Here is a 15,583-nt window from a genome sequence, read left to right on the forward strand (position 1 = left end):
GGATGACATGTGGATGACGGCACCAATGCTGTGGGTAACTCGCCGGAAGCTGTGTACGGACCGGGGGACGACGCTGTGGACAAAATCACCCGCGGCACCCACTTACCCCATCTGACCTGCACTTTCCTCTTCCAGGGGCAGCGGTGGAGAAAATTCTTGGACACTGCCTCAAGATCGCCTCCAACGAGGCGCGAGGAACGCTCAGGTCAACGCGTCAGTAAGGATCCAAAGGCCCTTGCATCCATTACCTGTGGAAGATTAGATTGAGCGCATGACACAGGCTCTCGCAGCACCCAAGGCAGGGCCGGGACGGCACGACCGGGAGATCTTCGCACTCGCTCTCCCTGCCTTCGGCGCACTCGTCGCGGAGCCCCTCTTCGTGATGGCCGACAGCGCCATCGTGGGGCACCTCGGAACCCCCCAGCTGGCCGGCCTCGGCATCGCCGCCGCGGTGCTCACCACCGCTGTGAGCGTCTTCGTCTTCCTCGCCTACGCCACCACCGCGGCCGTCTCCCGCCGCGTCGGCGCAGGAGACCTCCAGGCAGCCATCCGGCAGGGGATCGACGGCATCTGGCTCGCCCTCGTGCTGGGCGCGGCCGTCGTCGCCGTGGTGCTTCCCGCGACACCTTCACTGATCTCGCTCTTCGGGGCCTCCGACACCGTCGCCCCGTACGCGATCACCTATCTGAGGATCTCCACCCTCGGCATCCCGGCCATGCTCATGGTCCTGGCCGCCACCGGGGTCATCCGCGGCCTCCAGGACACCCGTACGCCGCTCTACGTCGCCATCGGCGGCTTCGCCCTCAACGCGGGCCTGAACGTCGCCCTGGTCTACGGTGCGGGGCTCGGCATCGCGGGCTCCGCCTGGGGCACGGTCATCGCCCAGTGCGCCATGGCCGCCGCCTACCTCGTCGTGGTCGTCCGCGGAGCCCGGCGCCACGGTGCCTCGCTGCGCCCCGACCTCGCGGGCATCCGGGCCTGCGCCCAGGCGGGCGCTCCGCTGCTGGTCCGCACGCTGTCGCTGCGCGCGATCCTGATGATCGCCACCGCCGTGGCCGCCCGGCTGGGCGACGCCGACATCGCCGCCCACCAGATCCTGCTCTCCCTGTGGAGCCTGCTCGCCTTCGCCCTGGACGCCCTAGCGATCGCCGGGCAGGCGATCATCGGCCGCTACCTGGGCGCGGGCGACACCGACGGCGCCAGGGCCGTCTGCCGCCGCATGGTGCAGTGGGGGATCGCCTCGGGCGTCGTACTCGGCCTGCTGGTCGTCCTGGCCCGCCCGGCGTTCATCCCGCTGTTCACCAGCGATCCGGCCGTCGAGGCAGCCCTGCTGCCGGCCCTGCTGGTCGTGGCCCTCTCCCAGCCCGTCTCCGGCATCGTCTTCGTGCTCGACGGGGTGCTGATGGGCGCCGGCGACGGCCGCTACCTGGCCCGGGCCATGCTCCTGACGCTGGCCGCCTTCGCTCCGGCGGCACTGCTCGTGCCGATCCTCGGCGGCGGCCTCACGGCGCTCTGGTGGGCCATGACGCTGATGATGGTGGTCCGGATGATCACTCTCCGGCTGCGCGCCGGCTCAGGCCGGTGGCTGATCGCCGGGGCCACCCGCCCGTAGCGGGCGGCCGGACCTCAGCCGTGTTTCACGTGAAACACGGCGGGCCGGGCGCCGCATGTTTCACGTGAAACACCGCCCGACAACGACGAAGGGCCGCACCCGGTGGGGTGCGGCCCTTCGAGCGCAGCCCTTAGGCGGCGACGACCTCGATGCCCACGTTCGCGGCCACGTCGGCGTGCAGACGCACGGAGACCTGGTACGAACCGAGGGTCTTGATCGGGGAGCCGAGCTCCACGCGGCGCTTGTCGACCTTCGGGCCGCCCGAGGACTCGATCGCCGTGGCGATGTCGGCCGGGGTCACGGAACCGAAGAGACGACCGGCGTCACCCGCGCGGGTGGCCAGACGGACCTTCACACCCTCGAGCTTGGCCTTGACCTCGTTGGCCTGCTCGATGGTCGCGATCTCGTGGATCTTGCGGGCGCGGCGGATCTGCGCCACGTCCTTCTCGCCACCCTTGGTCCAGCGGATCGCGAAACCACGCGGGACCAGGTAGTTGCGAGCGTAACCGTCCTTGACGTCGACGACATCGCCGGCGGCACCGAGGCCAGAAACCTCGTGGGTCAGGATGATCTTCATTAGTCGGTCACCCTTTCCTTATCGCGCGGTGGACGTGTAGGGCAGCAGCGCCATCTCACGGCTGTTCTTGACGGCCGTGGCGACGTCACGCTGGTGCTGCGTGCAGTTGCCGGTAACGCGGCGGGCACGGATCTTGCCGCGGTCGGAAATGAACTTCCGCAGCATGTTCGTGTCCTTGTAGTCCACGTACGCGGTCTTGTCCTTGCAGAATGCGCAGACCTTCTTCTTAGGCTTGCGCACAGGCGGCTTCGCCATTGTGTCTCTCCTGTGTGATCAAGAAGTGGGGATGCGAGCTGCCCTAGAAGGGCGGCTCGTCCGAGTAGCCACCGCCGGAGCCGCCGGAGCTTCCGCCCCAACCGCCCCCGCCGCCGCCCTGCTGCTGGCCACCGGCCGGCGCGCTGGACGCCCACGGGTCGTCGGAGGGAGCTCCGCCGCCCTGCTGCGGCTGGCCACCGGGGGCTCCGCCCCAGTTGCCACCGCCGCCGCCCTGCTGCTGCTGACCGCCGCCGCCGTATCCACCCTGGCCACCGCGACCGGTGGTCTTGGCGACCTTGGCCGTGGCGTTCTTCAGGCTGGGGCCGACTTCCTCGACGTCCAGCTCGTAGACCGTGCGCTTGACACCCTCACGGTCCTCGTACGACCGCTGCCTCAGCCGGCCCTGCACGATGACGCGCATGCCTCGCTGGAGGGACTCGGCGACGTTCTCCGCCGCCTGCCGCCACACCGAGCAGGTCAGGAACAGGCTCTCGCCGTCCTTCCACTCATTGGTCTGACGGTCGAAGGTGCGGGGGGTGGACGCGACACGGAACTTCGCGACCGCCGCACCCGAGGGGGTGAAGCGCAGCTCGGGGTCGTCGACGAGATTGCCGACGACCGTGATGACGGTCTCGCCTGCCATGGATGAACCTCTCGGCGGGGATTGCTGCTGGGCTGCTGTGCTACTCGATCCCGATTACCGCTGAACCGAAGTTCAGTGGGTCTCGGGGCGAAGGACCTTGGTCCGGAGAACCGACTCGTTCAGGTTCATCTGTCGGTCAAGCTCCTTGACGACCGCAGGCTCGGCCTGAAGGTCGATGACCGAGTAGATGCCCTCGGGCTTCTTCTTGATCTCGTAAGCGAGACGACGACGGCCCCAGGTGTCGACCTTCTCGACCTTTCCGTTGCCCTCACGGACGACGGAGAGGAAGTTCTCGATCAGCGGGGAGACAGCGCGCTCCTCGAGATCGGGGTCGAGGATGACCATCACTTCGTAGTGACGCATGTGGAACCCACCTCCTTTGGACTCAGCGGCCACGGTCGTTCCGTGGCAGGAGGGTCGTGATGCGTGAGCACGGCGTCCGCAGAGCAGACACCGCGCAGCTGTACAGACTACCTGCTCACGTCCTTCCGGTTGAAATCCGCCGGGAGAGGGCCACAATCTGTATCCATCGGGTGTGCTCGGTGCTATGCCCTCGGCCCCTTGCCGGAGGCAGCCCGCAGCACCGCCAGCTTCAGCCAGGAGGTGCCCTTCCGATGGCACAGGCAATGCGGCCCCCTCAGATCTCCCTGCTCTCCACCGACGGCAAGCCCCACCCGCTGCAGGACACCCTGATGGCGGTCACTCTGACCCTCGGCGCCGTGGCGTTCGTCACGGCCTTCTTCCACAACCTGCACCTGATCAGCTCGTGGGCCGGGCTGATCGGCATCCTGACCGGCGCGTACGGACAGTTCGTCTCGGTCACGACACGCGAGCGCTTCGCGCTGATCATCGGCCTTGGCGCGTCTGCCATCGGCTTCTACATCGGCATGTTCCACGGCGGTCTCTTCGGGGGCTGACAGGGCCGACCGGGACACCTCCGCGGCAGGGCGCCGGCCGTGCATCGGCCCGGGCCCCCGGCCCGTCCCCCAGAAGGGTGGCGCCCCTGTCGCAGTAGGCTTCGCGCCATAGCCAGCGAAGCCGCCGGAGGAGACGCCCCGCATGAGCCTGTCCCTGAGGACCATCAGCCGAGAGCAGCATCTGGGTTACCTCCAGAGCCTGCCCTCGGCTAGCCACTGCCAGGTCCCGGCGTGGGCCGACGTGAAGAACGAGTGGCGTTCCGAGAACCTCGGATGGTTCAACGAGTCCGACGAACTCGTCGGAGCGGCCCTCGTGTTGTACCGGCAGCTGCCCAAGGTCAAGCGGTACCTCGCGTACCTGCCCGAGGGCCCGGTCATCAACTGGTATGCCCCGAATCTGGAGGAATGGCTCCAGCCGATGCTGGCCCACCTCAAGCAGCAGGGCGCCTTCACCGTGAAGATGGGCCCGCCCGTCGTCATCCGCCGCTGGAACTCGACCGCCATCAAGGCCGGCATCCAGGACCCGAACGTGAAGCGCCTGCGCGACGTGGAGGCCTCGGTCATCGAGCCCCGCGCCTTCGAGGTGTCGGACAAGCTGCGCCGCATGGGCTGGCAGCAGGCCGAGGACGGCGGCGCCGGCTTCGGCGACGTCCAGCCGCGCTACGTGTTCCAGGTACCGCTGGCCAACCGCTCGCTGGACGACGTCCTCAAGGGCTTCAACCAGCTGTGGCGCCGCAACATCAAGAAGGCCGAGAAGGCCGGCGTCGAGGTCGTCCAGGGCGGCTACGACGACCTGCCGACCTGGCAGCACCTGTACGAGATCACGGCCGAGCGCGACAAGTTCCGCCCGCGTCCGCTCAGCTACTTCCAGCGCCAGTGGACGGCCCTCAACTCCGAGGACCCCAACCGGATGCGCCTCTACATCGCCACGCACGAGGGAGAGCCGCTGGCCGCCGCCACGATGCTCACCGTCGGCCAGCACGTCTGGTACTCGTACGGCGCCTCCGCCAACCACAAGCGCGAGGTCCGCCCCTCGAACGCGATGCAGTGGCGCATGCTGCGCGACTCGTACGCGCTCGGCGCAAGCGTCTACGACCTGCGCGGCATCTCTGACACGCTGGACGAGAACGACCACTTGTTCGGTCTGATCCAGTTCAAGGTCGGTACGGGCGGCGAGGCCGTGGAGTACGTCGGCGAGTGGGACTTCCCGCTCAACAAGGTGCTGCACAAGGCCCTCGACATGTACATGTCGCGCCGCTGACCGGCCCACCCCGCCCCACACGCACACACAGCACCGCTGCACACGCAGCTTCTCAGGAGAGGTTCCGGACGGGCATGGCGCTCACGCTCTACGTCGACACCGCGCGCTGGCGTGCGCACCAGAAGCAGATCCAGGACCAGTTCCCCGGTCTGGTCCCGGTCTGCAAGGGCAACGGCTACGGCTTCGGCCACGAGCGGCTCTGCGAGGAGGCGACCCGCATGGGCGCCGACATCCTGGCCGTGGGAACGACGTACGAGGCCGCCAGCATCAAGGACTGGTTCGGCGGCGACCTGCTCGTCCTCACCCCGTTCCGGCGGGGCGAGGACCCGGTGCCGCTGCCCGACCGGGTCATCCGTTCGGTCGCGTCGCTGGACGGGGTACGCGGTCTGGTGGGGGCCCGGGTGGTGATCGAGTGCATGAGCTCGATGCGCCGCCACGGCATCTCCGAGCAGGACCTCGGCCAGCTCCACGCCGCCATCGAGGACGTCCGGCTGGAGGGCTTCGCCCTGCACCTGCCCCTGGACCGCCCGGACGGCTCGGACGCCGTCGAGGAGGTCATCGGCTGGATGGACCGGCTGCGCGCGGCCCGGCTGCCGCTGCACACCATGTTCGTCAGCCACCTGCGGGCCACGGAGCTCGCGCGGCTGCAGCAGCAGTTCCCGCAGACCCGCTTCCGGGCCCGTATCGGCACCCGGCTGTGGCTGGGCGACCACGAGGCCACGGAGTACCGCGGCGCTGTCCTCGACGTCACGCGCGTGGCCAAGGGCGACCGGTTCGGCTACCGGCAGCAGAAGGCCGCCTCCGACGGCTGGCTGGTCGTGGTCGCCGGCGGTACCTCCCACGGGGTGGGCCTGGAGGCCCCCAAGGCGCTCCACGGTGTGATGCCGCGCGCCAAGGGCGTCGCCCGGGCGGGCCTGGCCACGGTCAACCGAAACCTTTCGCCCTTCGTGTGGGCGGGCAAGCAGCGCTGGTTCGCGGAGCCGCCGCACATGCAGGTGTCGATCCTGTTCGTGCCCTCGGACGCGACCGAGCCGAAGGTCGGCGACGAGCTGGTGGCGCACCTGCGCCACACCACCACGCAGTTCGACCGGGTGCTCGACGCCTGAGTCCGAACGGTCAGTCCTGGGCGCTCGCGCCCCAGGCGACCCGCTGTCCATCCGAGGGCGCCGCGTACTGCGGCGCCCTCGCCGCGTCCGACAGCACGAACACGTCCTCCGCGCCGTCCAGGACGCCACCGGAGGGGTCGTCCGAGCCGTCCCGCCGTACGACGTCCCGCTCGGGCATCAGGATGTCCCGGACGATGACCGCGCACAGGTACAGGGTGGTCAGCAGGTGGGCGGTGATCGCCAGCTGGTAGCCCTCCACGGGCAGGCCCTGGTGCTTGTCGGCGCTGGCCGTGTAGGCGAGGTAGAACCAGATGCCGAGGAAGTAGACGACCTCGCCGGCCTGCCAGATCAGGAAGTCCCGCCAGCGCGGCCGGGCCAGTGCGGCGAGCGGGATGAGCCACAGCACGTACTGCGGCGAGTAGACCTTGTTGCACAGGATGAAGGCGGCGACGACGAGGAAGGCCAGCTGTGCGAAGCGGGGCCGGCGCGGGGCGGTCAGGGTGAGCAGTCCGACGCCCCCGCACAGCAGGAGCGTCAACCCGGTCGCGTACGTGTTGGCGCCCTCCAGCGGGTTGCCCGAGCGCTGGGAGATCAGCAGCCACACCGAGCCGAAGTCGATGGGCCGTTCCTGGCTGAAGGTGTAGAACTTCTTCCAGCCGTCCCACGCGAAGAGCATGACCGGCAGGTTGACCACGAGCCAGGCTCCGGCCGCGCCGAGCACGGCGGCGCCGAAGGCGCGCCACTTCCCGGCCCGCCAGCAGAGCACGAACAGCGCCCCGAGCAGCAGTACGGGGTAGAGCTTGGCCGCGGTGGCCAGGCCGATGAGGATGCCGAAGAGGACCGTCCGGCCGCGGGACCACATGAGCATCGCGGCGGCGGTCAGGGCGATGGCCAGCAGGTCCCAGTTGATCGTCGCCGTCAGGGCGAAGGCGGGCGCCAGGGCGAAGAGCAGGGCGTCCCAGGGGCGGCGGCGGTGGGTGCGGGCGACGCACACGGCGATGACGGCCGCGCAGGCCATCAGCATGCCCGCGTTGACCATCCAGTACATCTGTTCGCGGTGCTGCATGGAGCCGCTGCCGGGGGTCAGCCAGGAGGCGATCTCCATGAAGAGCCCGGTGAGCACCGGGTACTCCAGGTACTCCATGTCGCCGGGGAGCCGGTCGAAGTAGGGCGTCAGGTTGTCGGCGAAGCCGCGTACCGCGTACAGGTGCGGGATGTCGGAGTAGCAGGCGTGGGTGTACTGCGAGCCCGCGCCCCGGAACCACGCCCAGTCGTAGCAGGGCAGCTTCTGGACCATGCCGAGCGCGAACATGCCGATGGCGATCAGCGCCACGACCCGGACCGGCCCCAGCCAGTGGCCGCCGAGCCGGGCATGGCGGCCGAGCGGGCCGCCGATGAGCTCACTGCCGGCTGCGGCGACCTCGTCCTGCTGCGTCGGCAGTACGGGGCTGTCCTCGTGCACCTTGGTCATGGGCTCATCCTGCCGTACCGGACCGGACATGCGGGAAGGCCGTCGCACACGGGGTGCGACGGCCTTCCTCGGCTCACGGAGCGGCGGTACGGGTCACTCGGAGACGGAGTTGTCGACCCCGCCGGTGATGCCGCCCGGGCGGCCCGGTTTGCCGGTCTGCGTCGGGGACGGTGATCCGCTGGAGCCGCCGATCACCCCGGAGCTGGTACCGGAGGTGGTACCTGAGTTGGCGCCGGAGCTGGTGCCGGTGTTCGCGCCTCCGTCGGTGGTCCCGCGCGTGGTGTCCGGGTCGCAGTACAGCTTCCACGGCGGGCAGGACGGCCGGCCGCCCTTGGACGGGGAGGGAGACGGCGGCGGGGAGCTCGGCGGGAGCGTCGACGGGGAGGGGGACGCCGGGACGACGGCCGAGGGCGTGGGGGAGGGGGCGCCGGCGGAGTCGGCGGTCACGCCGATGTCCTCGGCTTCCGGGAACTGCTTGACCGGGAGCCCCTTGAGCGCTTCGCCCATGTACTCGGTCCAGATCTCGGCCGGGATGTCACCACCGTGGAGGGAGGGGATGTTGCCCACACCCTTCATGGAGATCAGCTTCTTGTCCGGCGAGTTGGGGTCGGTGCGGAAGAGGACCACCGAGGTGGACAGCTCCGGGGTGTAGCCGACGAACCACGCCGACTTGTTCTCGTCCGTGGTACCGGTCTTGCCCGCAGCGGGCCGGCCCAGCTTCTTGACCTTCTTGCCGGTGCCGTTCTCGACGACGTTCTCCAGCACCTTGGTGATGTTGTCGGCCACGGCGCTGTCCATGGCCCGCTGGGCCTTGGGGGCCTCGAAGCCCGCCAGCTTCTCGCCGTCCTTCTCGACCTCGGTCACGGAGAACGGCTCGCGGTGCGTACCGGAGGCGGCGAAGGTCGCGTACGAGTCGGCCATGCGGATGGCGCTCGGGGTGGAGGTACCGAGGGCGAAGGAGGCGTCGTTGTTCGGGTTGACCGACTCCTCCAGGATGCCCGTGGACTTGGCCACGGCCCTGACCTTGTCGTGGCCGACGTCGAAGACGAGCTGGGCGAACGGGACGTTGATGGACTTCTCCATCGCCTCGTTGAGGGTCACGTAGCCGAAGTCGGTGGGGCTCTCGTTCTTCTGCTTGAACGGCGCGCCCGACGCGTCGCGCAGGGGCCTGCCCTCACGGTTGTTGATCACGGTGAGGTCGTTGGCCATGTACTTGCTGTCGGCCGAGATGCCCTTGCCCTTGGAGTTCTGGGTGCCGTACTCCATCGCCGCCGCCAGCACGTACGGCTTCCAGGTCGAGCCGACCGGGACACCGCTGGAGTTGGCGTTGTTGCTGAAGTACTTGTGGTCCCAGCCCGGGCCGCCGTACATGGCGACGAGGGCCCCGGTCTTCACGTCCACCGAGGCCGCGCCGAACTGCACGAAGGTGTCCGTCTCGGGGCGGCCCTTCTCGTCGATGAACCCGTTGCGGGTGTCCTCGACCGCCTTGACCAGGGCATCCACCCTCGGCTTCTGGAAGGTGGTCTTGATCCGGTAGCCGCCCATGGCCATCTGCTCAGGGGTGATCCCCTTGGCCTTCATCACGTAGGCCTTGGCCGTGTCGACCAGGTAGCCGATCTGGCCGGTCATGCCGCGGGCCTGCTCCGACTCGACCCGCGGGGGGAAGTCCGCGTCCGTGAACTTCGCCCGCGCGGCCTTGTCCATCCGGCCGACCTCGACCTCGCGGTCCAGCACCCAGCTCCAGCGCTCCCGGGCCCGCTTCTCGTTGAGGGCGGGGGTGGCCGCGGCGCCGATGCCGCCGTCCGGGTTGTAGAGGTTGGGACCCTTCAGCACGGCGGCCAGGAAGGCGCACTCGGAGGGGTTCAGGTCCTGGCTGTCCTTGCCGAAGTAGGCGCGGGCCGCGGCCTGGATCCCGTAGGCGTCCCGGCCGTAGTAGGCGGTGTTCAGGTAGCCCGCGAGGACCGTGTCCTTCTCCTCGGAGACACCCAGTCTTATCGCGATGAAGAGCTCGGTGGCCTTCCGCTTGAGCGTCTGCTCGGAGTCCAGGTAGGTGTTCTTCACGTACTGCTGGGTGATGGTCGAGCCGCCCTGGGTGGAGCCGCCCGTGGCCATGTTCCACACGGCACGGCCGACGCCCATCGGGTCGACGCCCTTGTCCGTCTCGAAGGACTCGTTCTCCGCCGAGATCACGGCGTCCCTCATCGACCGGGGGATGCTGGAGATGGGCACGATCTGCCGGTTCATCGAACCGCCCGTCGCCACCATCTGGCTGCCGTCGGCCCAGTAGAAGACGTTGTTCTGCGCCTGCGCCGCCTTGTTCGGGTCCGGCGTGCTCACCATGGCGATACCGATACCGGCACCGGCCGTGATGACCGCGAAGAAGCCCAGGGCCGTGCCGGCGACGAACTTCCAGGACGGCACGAAGCGCTTCCAGCCGTCTCTGTCGGACCGCGGGTAGTTGATGAGCCGCTTGTCCGGTCGCCCGGTGCCGCGCATGGCGGTGCCGGCTCCTCTCCCGCGGCCGTCGGCTCTCTGGCCGGCCCGGCGGGTCTCGGCACGGCTGCCCCGGGCGGGCTGCGGTGCGTACGGGCCGCTGTGTGACGCCGTGGGGACGTCACGTCCGGCCGCGCCCCTTCCGGGGCGCGGCTGGGCGGCGCGGCGGGCTGAGGCGCGCCCACCGCCCTCGGGCTGCGGCGGCTTGCGACGGTGCTCGCTCATCGAACGACTACTCCTCGGGCAGGCGAGTGGCCTGGAAGCGGCAGATTGTTTCCGGTCCCCCCCGGTGTCATGGCGCACAGACTACGCACGCTCAAAACGCGCCCAGTGCCGAAGTTCACCCCAAATCAGGCAACGTGCCTGGTGCGAATTGGTGATGTGACACCGGTCACCACGTCTCCCCTTGTCGATCAGAGCGGCCCGTTCTATCGTCTGGATGTATCGAGTCGATACATCAGCTCGGTATAAAGACTCAGGGGCGGAGGAGAGGCAGGCGGATGAGCAGACGCTCAGGCATCCTCGAGTTCGCCGTCCTCGGCCTGCTTCGCGAATCCCCCATGCACGGCTACGAGCTGCGCAAGCGGCTCAATACCTCGCTGGGGGTGTTCAGAGCCTTCAGCTACGGGACGCTCTACCCCTGCCTCAAGACGCTGGTCGCCAACGGCTGGTTGATCGAAGAGCCGGGGAACGCCCCGGAGGACGCCCTCGCCGCTTCACTCGCAGGGCGCCGCGCCAAGATCGTCTACCGGTTGACGGCCGCGGGTAAGGAGCACTTCGAGGAGTTGCTCTCCCACACGGGCCCCGACACCTGGGAGGACGAGTCCTTCGCCGCCCGCTTCGCCTTCTTCGGCCAGACCGAACGAGACGTCCGCATGCGGGTGCTGGAGGGCCGCCGCAGCCGGCTGGAGGAGCGTCTGGAGAAGATGCGCGCCTCGATCGCCCGGACGCGGGAGCGCCTCGACGACTACACGCTTGAGCTGCAGCGGCACGGCATGGAGTCCGTGGAGCGCGAAGTGCGCTGGCTGAACGAGCTCATCGAGAGTGAGCGGGCGGGACGGGATCGGAGACGATCCGGTCCGTCCGACGAAACTGAAAAATGAGGCCTGCATCTCGCAGACCTCGTCCGAGAACAAACAGGGAGCAACCGGAATGGGTTCGGTTCGCGTAGCCATCGTCGGCGTAGGCAACTGCGCCGCCTCGCTGGTGCAGGGCGTCGAGTACTACAAGGACGCCGACCCGGCGGCCAAGGTCCCCGGTCTGATGCACGTCCAGTTCGGCGACTACCACGTGCGTGACATCGAGTTCGTCGCCGCGTTCGACGTCGACGCGAAGAAGGTCGGCCTCGACCTTTCGGACGCCATCGGCGCCAGCGAGAACAACACCATCAAGATCTGCGACGTCCCGAACGCCGGTGTGACCGTTCAGCGCGGCCACACCTACGACGGCCTGGGCAAGTACTACCGCCTGACGATCGAGGAGTCCGCCGAGGCTCCGGTCGACGTGGTCCAGGTCCTCAAGGACCGCGAGGTCGACGTCCTGATCTGCTACCTGCCGGTCGGTTCCGAGGACGCGGCGAAGTTCTACGCCCAGTGCGCCATCGACGCCAAGGTCGCCTTCGTCAACGCCCTCCCGGTCTTCATCGCCGGCACCAAGGAGTGGGCGGACAAGTTCACCGAGGCCGGTGTCCCGATCGTCGGCGACGACATCAAGTCGCAGGTCGGCGCCACCATCACGCACCGCGTGATGGCGAAGCTGTTCGAGGACCGCGGTGTCCGTCTTGAGCGCACCATGCAGCTCAACGTCGGCGGCAACATGGACTTCAAGAACATGCTGGAGCGCGACCGCCTCGAGTCGAAGAAGATCTCGAAGACGCAGGCCGTCACCTCGCAGATCCCCGACCGTGATCTCGGCGAGAAGAACGTCCACATCGGTCCGTCCGACTACGTCGCGTGGCTCGACGACCGCAAGTGGGCCTACGTCCGCCTGGAGGGTCGCGCCTTCGGTGACGTCCCGCTGAACCTCGAGTACAAGCTCGAGGTGTGGGACTCCCCGAACTCGGCCGGTGTCATCATCGACGCCCTGCGCGCCGCGAAGATCGCCAAGGACCGCGGTATCGGCGGCCCGATCCTGTCGGCGTCCAGCTACTTCATGAAGTCCCCGCCGGTGCAGTACTTCGACGACGAGGCCCTGGCCAACGTCGAGAAGTTCATCAAGGGCGAGGTCGAGCGCTAACCGAACCCAAGGGTCTTCACGACACCTGGACTTCGGCAGTTCTTCCGCGGAGGGTCCCCGGGCAATGTGCCCGGGGACCCTCCGCGTATGTGACCCTTGCCCTCATGCCTGTCGTACGTGATCTGCGCGTACTCCTGCGCCTGAGGGATTTCCGCAACCTGCTCGCCGTCCGGCTGCTTTCCCAGGCCGCGGACGGCGTCTACCAGGTCGCACTCGCCACCTACGTCATCTTCTCCCCGGAGAAGCAGACCTCCCCGGCGGCCATCGCCTCCGCCATGGCGGTACTGCTGCTGCCCTATTCGGCGATCGGCCCCTTCGCCGGGGTGCTGCTCGACCGCTGGCGCCGCCGCCAGGTCTTCCTCTACGGCAATCTCCTGCGGGCCTTCCTCGCCTGCGTCACCGGGATGCTGATCGTCGCGCAGGTGCCCGACTGGCTGTTCTACGCCTCGGCCCTGTCCGTGACCGCCGTCAACCGCTTCGTGCTGTCCGGGCTCGCCGCCTCGCTGCCCCACGTCGTCGGACCCGATCAGCTGGTCACCGCGAACGCTCTTTCCCCCACCGCCGGAACCCTCGCGGCGGTGGCCGGCGGAGGGCTGGCCTTCCTCGTCCGGCTGCTGGCCTCCGACTCCAACGCCCTCGTCGTGCTCCTGGGCGCCGGGCTCTACCTGTGCGCGGCCCTCGTCTCCCTGCAACTGGCCATCGGCCTCCTCGGGCCGGACCACCCCGCCGGCCGGGCCCATCCCTCGGTCGCCGAGGGGGTCGCCCTGACGGTGCGGGGGATGGCCGAGGGCCTGCGCCACCTCGCCTCCCGGCGCGAGGCGGCCCGGGCACTCACCGCGATGACCCTGATGCGGTTCTGCTACGGGGCGCTGTTCGTGATGCTGCTGATGCTCTGCCGCTATTCCTGGTCGGACAACGAGTCCGACGGGCTGGCGCTGCTGGGAATCGCCGTCGGGGTCTCCGGCGCCGGATTCTTCGCCGCCGCCGTGGTGACCCCCTGGCTGGTGGGCCGGCTGGGCCCGCTCGGCTGGATCACCGCGTGCTCCGCGGGTGCCGCCGTCCTGGTACCGGCACTCGGCCTGTTCTTCGCCCCGGAACCGATGCTGGCCGCCGCGTTCGTACTCGGCCTCGCCACCCAGGGCGCCAAGATCGCCACCGACACCGAAGTGCAGTCCCGGGTGGACGACGACTACCGCGGCCGCGTCTTCTCCGTATACGACGTGCTGTTCAACGTCGCGTTCGTCGGCGCGGCGGCGGTGGCCTCCCTGATGCTCCCCGCCGACGGGCGGTCCGTGATCCTGATCCTCATCGTGTCCGCGATCTACGCCGCGACCGCCGTGTTCCTGGCCCGCGGCGAGCGACGTTTCACGTGAAACATCAGCTCTGACGAACGCCGGGGGCCGATGTTTCACGTGAAACATCGGCCCCCGGCGTTCGCACGTCAGGCCTGCGCGGCCCACCACTCCTTCAACGCGACGACAGCGGCGTCACGGCCCATCGGACCGTTCTCCAGCCGGAGCTCCAGCAGGAAGGCGTAGGCCTTGCCGATGAGCGGACCGGGGCCCACGTCGAGCACCTGCATGATCTCGTTGCCGTCCAGGTCGGGCCGGATCGCGTCCAGCTCCTCCTGCTCCTGCAGCTGCCCGATGCGTTCCTCCAGCCCGTCGTAGGTCCGGGAGAGCGCATTGGCCTTGCGCTTGTTGCGCGTGGTGCAGTCGGACCGGGTCAGCTTGTGCAGACGCTCCAGCAGCGGGCCGGCGTCGCGGACGTAGCGCCGGACCGCGGAGTCGGTCCACTCCCCGTCGCCGTAGCCGTGGAAGCGCAGGTGCAGCTCCACCAGCCGGGACACGTCCTTGATCATGTCGTTGGAGTACTTCAGAGCGGTGAGCCGCTTCTTGGTCATCTTCGCTCCCACCACCTCGTGGTGGTGGAAGGAGACCCGGCCGTCGCTCTCGAACCGGCGGGTGCGGGGCTTGCCGATGTCGTGCAGCAAGGCCGCGAGCCGCAGGACCAGGTCCGGGCCGTCCTCCTCCAGCGCGATCGCCTGCTCCAGCACGATCAGCGAGTGGTCGTAGACGTCCTTGTGCCGGTGGTGCTCATCACGCTCCAGCCGCAGCGCGGGCAGCTCGGGCAGCACCCGGTCGGCCAGCCCCGTGTCCACCAGCAGTCCCAGACCCTTGCGCGGGTGGGCGGACAGGATGAGCTTGTTCAGCTCGCCCTGGACCCGCTCCGCGGAAACGATCTCGATCCGCTCGGACATCGCCTTCATGGCCGCGACGACCTCCGGGGCGACCTCGAAGTCCAGCTGCGCGGCGAAACGCGCCGCCCGCAGCATGCGCAGCGGGTCGTCGGAGAAGGACTCCTCCGGGGTTCCGGGCGTGCGCAGCACACCGGCGGCCAGGTCCTCCAGGCCGCCGTGCGGGTCGATGAACTCCTGCTCGGGCAGGGCCAGGGCCATGGCGTTGACCGTGAAGTCACGCCGGACCAGGTCGTCGTCGATCGAGTCGCCGTAGGAGACCTCGGGCTTGCGCGACGTACGGTCGTAGGCCTCCGAACGGTACGTCGTCACCTCGATCTGGAAATTCCGGACGGCGTCCCCGACCCGGGCGCTCTTCTGCGCCCCGACGGTGCCGAAGGCGATACCGACGTCCCACACCGAGTCCGCCCACGGCCGGACGATCTTCAGAACGTCCTCGGGGCGAGCATCGGTGGTGAAGTCGAGATCGTTGCCGAGACGCCCCAGCAGCGCGTCGCGGACGGACCCACCGACCAGGGCGAGGCGGAAGCCCGCCTCCTGGAAACGGCGGCCGAGCTCGTCGGCGACAGGAGCGACCCGCAGCAGTTCACTGACCGCGCGGCGCTGCACCTGACTCAGGGCACTGGGGTTGTCTTCGTTGGCGTTCGGCACAACAGAAAAGGGTACGTGCCCGGCCCCCCGGGGACCGCCCCGTTTTGCCGCCACCCCGGTACACGGTCGCCGGGGCCCTGAGCCGATCATGTGGAGCAAGGCGCG

General features: G+C 68.9%; 14 protein-coding genes. 7 read left to right on the forward strand and 7 right to left on the reverse strand.

Going from position 1 to position 15,583, the window contains the following annotated elements; genetic code table 11:
• The first annotated feature begins 271 nt into the window (after nucleotides 1-271).
• Complete coding sequence (locus ACZ4YL_RS25510; protein ID WP_468119582.1) at nucleotides 272-1,612, forward strand: MATE family efflux transporter; 1,341 nt, start codon at nucleotides 272-274, stop codon at nucleotides 1,610-1,612.
• Between the two features lie 130 nt (nucleotides 1,613-1,742).
• Here the strand turns inward: ACZ4YL_RS25510 and rplI are convergent, their stop codons facing one another.
• The 4 genes from rplI to rpsF form a co-directional block, all read right to left on the reverse strand.
• Nucleotides 1,743-2,189 (reverse strand): 50S ribosomal protein L9, encoded by a 447-nt coding sequence (rplI, locus tag ACZ4YL_RS25515; RefSeq protein WP_030008386.1) that lies wholly within the window; start codon nucleotides 2,187-2,189, stop codon nucleotides 1,743-1,745.
• An 18-nt stretch (nucleotides 2,190-2,207) separates the two neighbouring features.
• Nucleotides 2,208-2,444, reverse strand: coding sequence for a 30S ribosomal protein S18 (rpsR, locus tag ACZ4YL_RS25520; RefSeq protein ID WP_005315025.1), 237 nt, complete (start codon nucleotides 2,442-2,444; stop codon nucleotides 2,208-2,210).
• Between the two features lie 43 nt (nucleotides 2,445-2,487).
• Nucleotides 2,488-3,087, reverse strand: coding sequence for a single-stranded DNA-binding protein (locus ACZ4YL_RS25525; protein WP_468119583.1), 600 nt, complete (start codon nucleotides 3,085-3,087; stop codon nucleotides 2,488-2,490).
• A 72-nt stretch (nucleotides 3,088-3,159) separates the two neighbouring features.
• Complete coding sequence (gene rpsF, locus ACZ4YL_RS25530) at nucleotides 3,160-3,450, reverse strand: 30S ribosomal protein S6 (protein ID WP_004950685.1); 291 nt, start codon at nucleotides 3,448-3,450, stop codon at nucleotides 3,160-3,162.
• A gap of 251 nt (nucleotides 3,451-3,701) precedes the next feature.
• Here rpsF and ACZ4YL_RS25535 point away from each other — a divergent pair, with 251 nt between their 5' ends.
• From ACZ4YL_RS25535 to ACZ4YL_RS25545, 3 genes are all read left to right on the forward strand, one after another.
• Nucleotides 3,702-4,004, forward strand: a complete 303-nt coding sequence (locus ACZ4YL_RS25535; protein ID WP_389121188.1) for a hypothetical protein — start codon at nucleotides 3,702-3,704, stop codon at nucleotides 4,002-4,004.
• A gap of 142 nt (nucleotides 4,005-4,146) precedes the next feature.
• Nucleotides 4,147-5,265, forward strand: a complete 1,119-nt coding sequence (locus tag ACZ4YL_RS25540) for a lipid II:glycine glycyltransferase FemX (protein WP_468119585.1) — start codon at nucleotides 4,147-4,149, stop codon at nucleotides 5,263-5,265.
• 74 nt (nucleotides 5,266-5,339) lie between these two features.
• Nucleotides 5,340-6,371, forward strand: coding sequence for an alanine racemase (locus ACZ4YL_RS25545; protein ID WP_468119587.1), 1,032 nt, complete (start codon nucleotides 5,340-5,342; stop codon nucleotides 6,369-6,371).
• A gap of 10 nt (nucleotides 6,372-6,381) precedes the next feature.
• Here ACZ4YL_RS25545 and ACZ4YL_RS25550 read toward each other — a convergent pair whose 3' ends face one another.
• A complete protein-coding gene (locus tag ACZ4YL_RS25550; RefSeq protein WP_468119588.1) occupies nucleotides 6,382-7,842 on the reverse strand; it encodes a glycosyltransferase family 87 protein in 1,461 nt (486 codons plus the stop codon).
• Nucleotides 7,843-7,935: 93 nt separating this feature from the next.
• Nucleotides 7,936-10,560, reverse strand: a complete 2,625-nt coding sequence (locus ACZ4YL_RS25555) for a transglycosylase domain-containing protein (RefSeq protein WP_468119590.1) — start codon at nucleotides 10,558-10,560, stop codon at nucleotides 7,936-7,938.
• Nucleotides 10,561-10,835: 275 nt separating this feature from the next.
• Here ACZ4YL_RS25555 and ACZ4YL_RS25560 point away from each other — a divergent pair, with 275 nt between their 5' ends.
• The 3 genes from ACZ4YL_RS25560 to ACZ4YL_RS25570 all read left to right on the forward strand — a co-directional run bounded on the left by ACZ4YL_RS25560 (nucleotide 10,836) and on the right by ACZ4YL_RS25570 (nucleotide 13,943).
• On the forward strand, nucleotides 10,836-11,438 hold the full coding sequence (locus tag ACZ4YL_RS25560) for a PadR family transcriptional regulator (protein ID WP_030008393.1): 603 nt from the start codon (nucleotides 10,836-10,838) through the stop codon (nucleotides 11,436-11,438).
• 49 nt (nucleotides 11,439-11,487) lie between these two features.
• A complete protein-coding gene (locus ACZ4YL_RS25565; protein ID WP_468119592.1) occupies nucleotides 11,488-12,570 on the forward strand; it encodes an inositol-3-phosphate synthase in 1,083 nt (360 codons plus the stop codon).
• A gap of 104 nt (nucleotides 12,571-12,674) precedes the next feature.
• Complete coding sequence (locus tag ACZ4YL_RS25570) at nucleotides 12,675-13,943, forward strand: MFS transporter (protein ID WP_468119594.1); 1,269 nt, start codon at nucleotides 12,675-12,677, stop codon at nucleotides 13,941-13,943.
• Nucleotides 13,944-14,011: 68 nt separating this feature from the next.
• Here ACZ4YL_RS25570 and ACZ4YL_RS25575 read toward each other — a convergent pair whose 3' ends face one another.
• Nucleotides 14,012-15,478: a CCA tRNA nucleotidyltransferase gene (locus ACZ4YL_RS25575; RefSeq protein WP_468119595.1), complete on the reverse strand. Its 1,467-nt coding sequence runs from the start codon at nucleotides 15,476-15,478 to the stop codon at nucleotides 14,012-14,014.
• Nucleotides 15,479-15,583 lie beyond the last annotated feature (105 nt).

Source organism: Streptomyces sp. NPDC030021 (assembly GCF_055574035.1).

What these genes read in the sequence shown, in the direction of transcription:
- ACZ4YL_RS25540 (WP_468119585.1), top strand. Translation starts at nt 4,147, where the DNA reads ATGAGCCTGTCCCTGAGGACCATCAGCCGAGAGCAGCATCTGGGTTAC.
- ACZ4YL_RS25545 (WP_468119587.1), top strand. Translation starts at nt 5,340, where the DNA reads ATGGCGCTCACGCTCTACGTCGACACCGCGCGCTGGCGTGCGCACCAG.
- ACZ4YL_RS25535 (WP_389121188.1), top strand. Translation starts at nt 3,702, where the DNA reads ATGGCACAGGCAATGCGGCCCCCTCAGATCTCCCTGCTCTCCACCGAC.
- rpsF (WP_004950685.1), bottom strand. Translation starts at nt 3,450, where the DNA reads ATGCGTCACTACGAAGTGATGGTCATCCTCGACCCCGATCTCGAGGAG.
- rplI (WP_030008386.1), bottom strand. Translation starts at nt 2,189, where the DNA reads ATGAAGATCATCCTGACCCACGAGGTTTCTGGCCTCGGTGCCGCCGGC.
- ACZ4YL_RS25560 (WP_030008393.1), top strand. Translation starts at nt 10,836, where the DNA reads ATGAGCAGACGCTCAGGCATCCTCGAGTTCGCCGTCCTCGGCCTGCTT.
- ACZ4YL_RS25555 (WP_468119590.1), bottom strand. Translation starts at nt 10,560, where the DNA reads ATGAGCGAGCACCGTCGCAAGCCGCCGCAGCCCGAGGGCGGTGGGCGC.
- rpsR (WP_005315025.1), bottom strand. Translation starts at nt 2,444, where the DNA reads ATGGCGAAGCCGCCTGTGCGCAAGCCTAAGAAGAAGGTCTGCGCATTC.
- ACZ4YL_RS25510 (WP_468119582.1), top strand. Translation starts at nt 272, where the DNA reads ATGACACAGGCTCTCGCAGCACCCAAGGCAGGGCCGGGACGGCACGAC.
- ACZ4YL_RS25565 (WP_468119592.1), top strand. Translation starts at nt 11,488, where the DNA reads ATGGGTTCGGTTCGCGTAGCCATCGTCGGCGTAGGCAACTGCGCCGCC.
- ACZ4YL_RS25550 (WP_468119588.1), bottom strand. Translation starts at nt 7,842, where the DNA reads ATGACCAAGGTGCACGAGGACAGCCCCGTACTGCCGACGCAGCAGGAC.
- ACZ4YL_RS25570 (WP_468119594.1), top strand. Translation starts at nt 12,675, where the DNA reads ATGCCTGTCGTACGTGATCTGCGCGTACTCCTGCGCCTGAGGGATTTC.
- ACZ4YL_RS25525 (WP_468119583.1), bottom strand. Translation starts at nt 3,087, where the DNA reads ATGGCAGGCGAGACCGTCATCACGGTCGTCGGCAATCTCGTCGACGAC.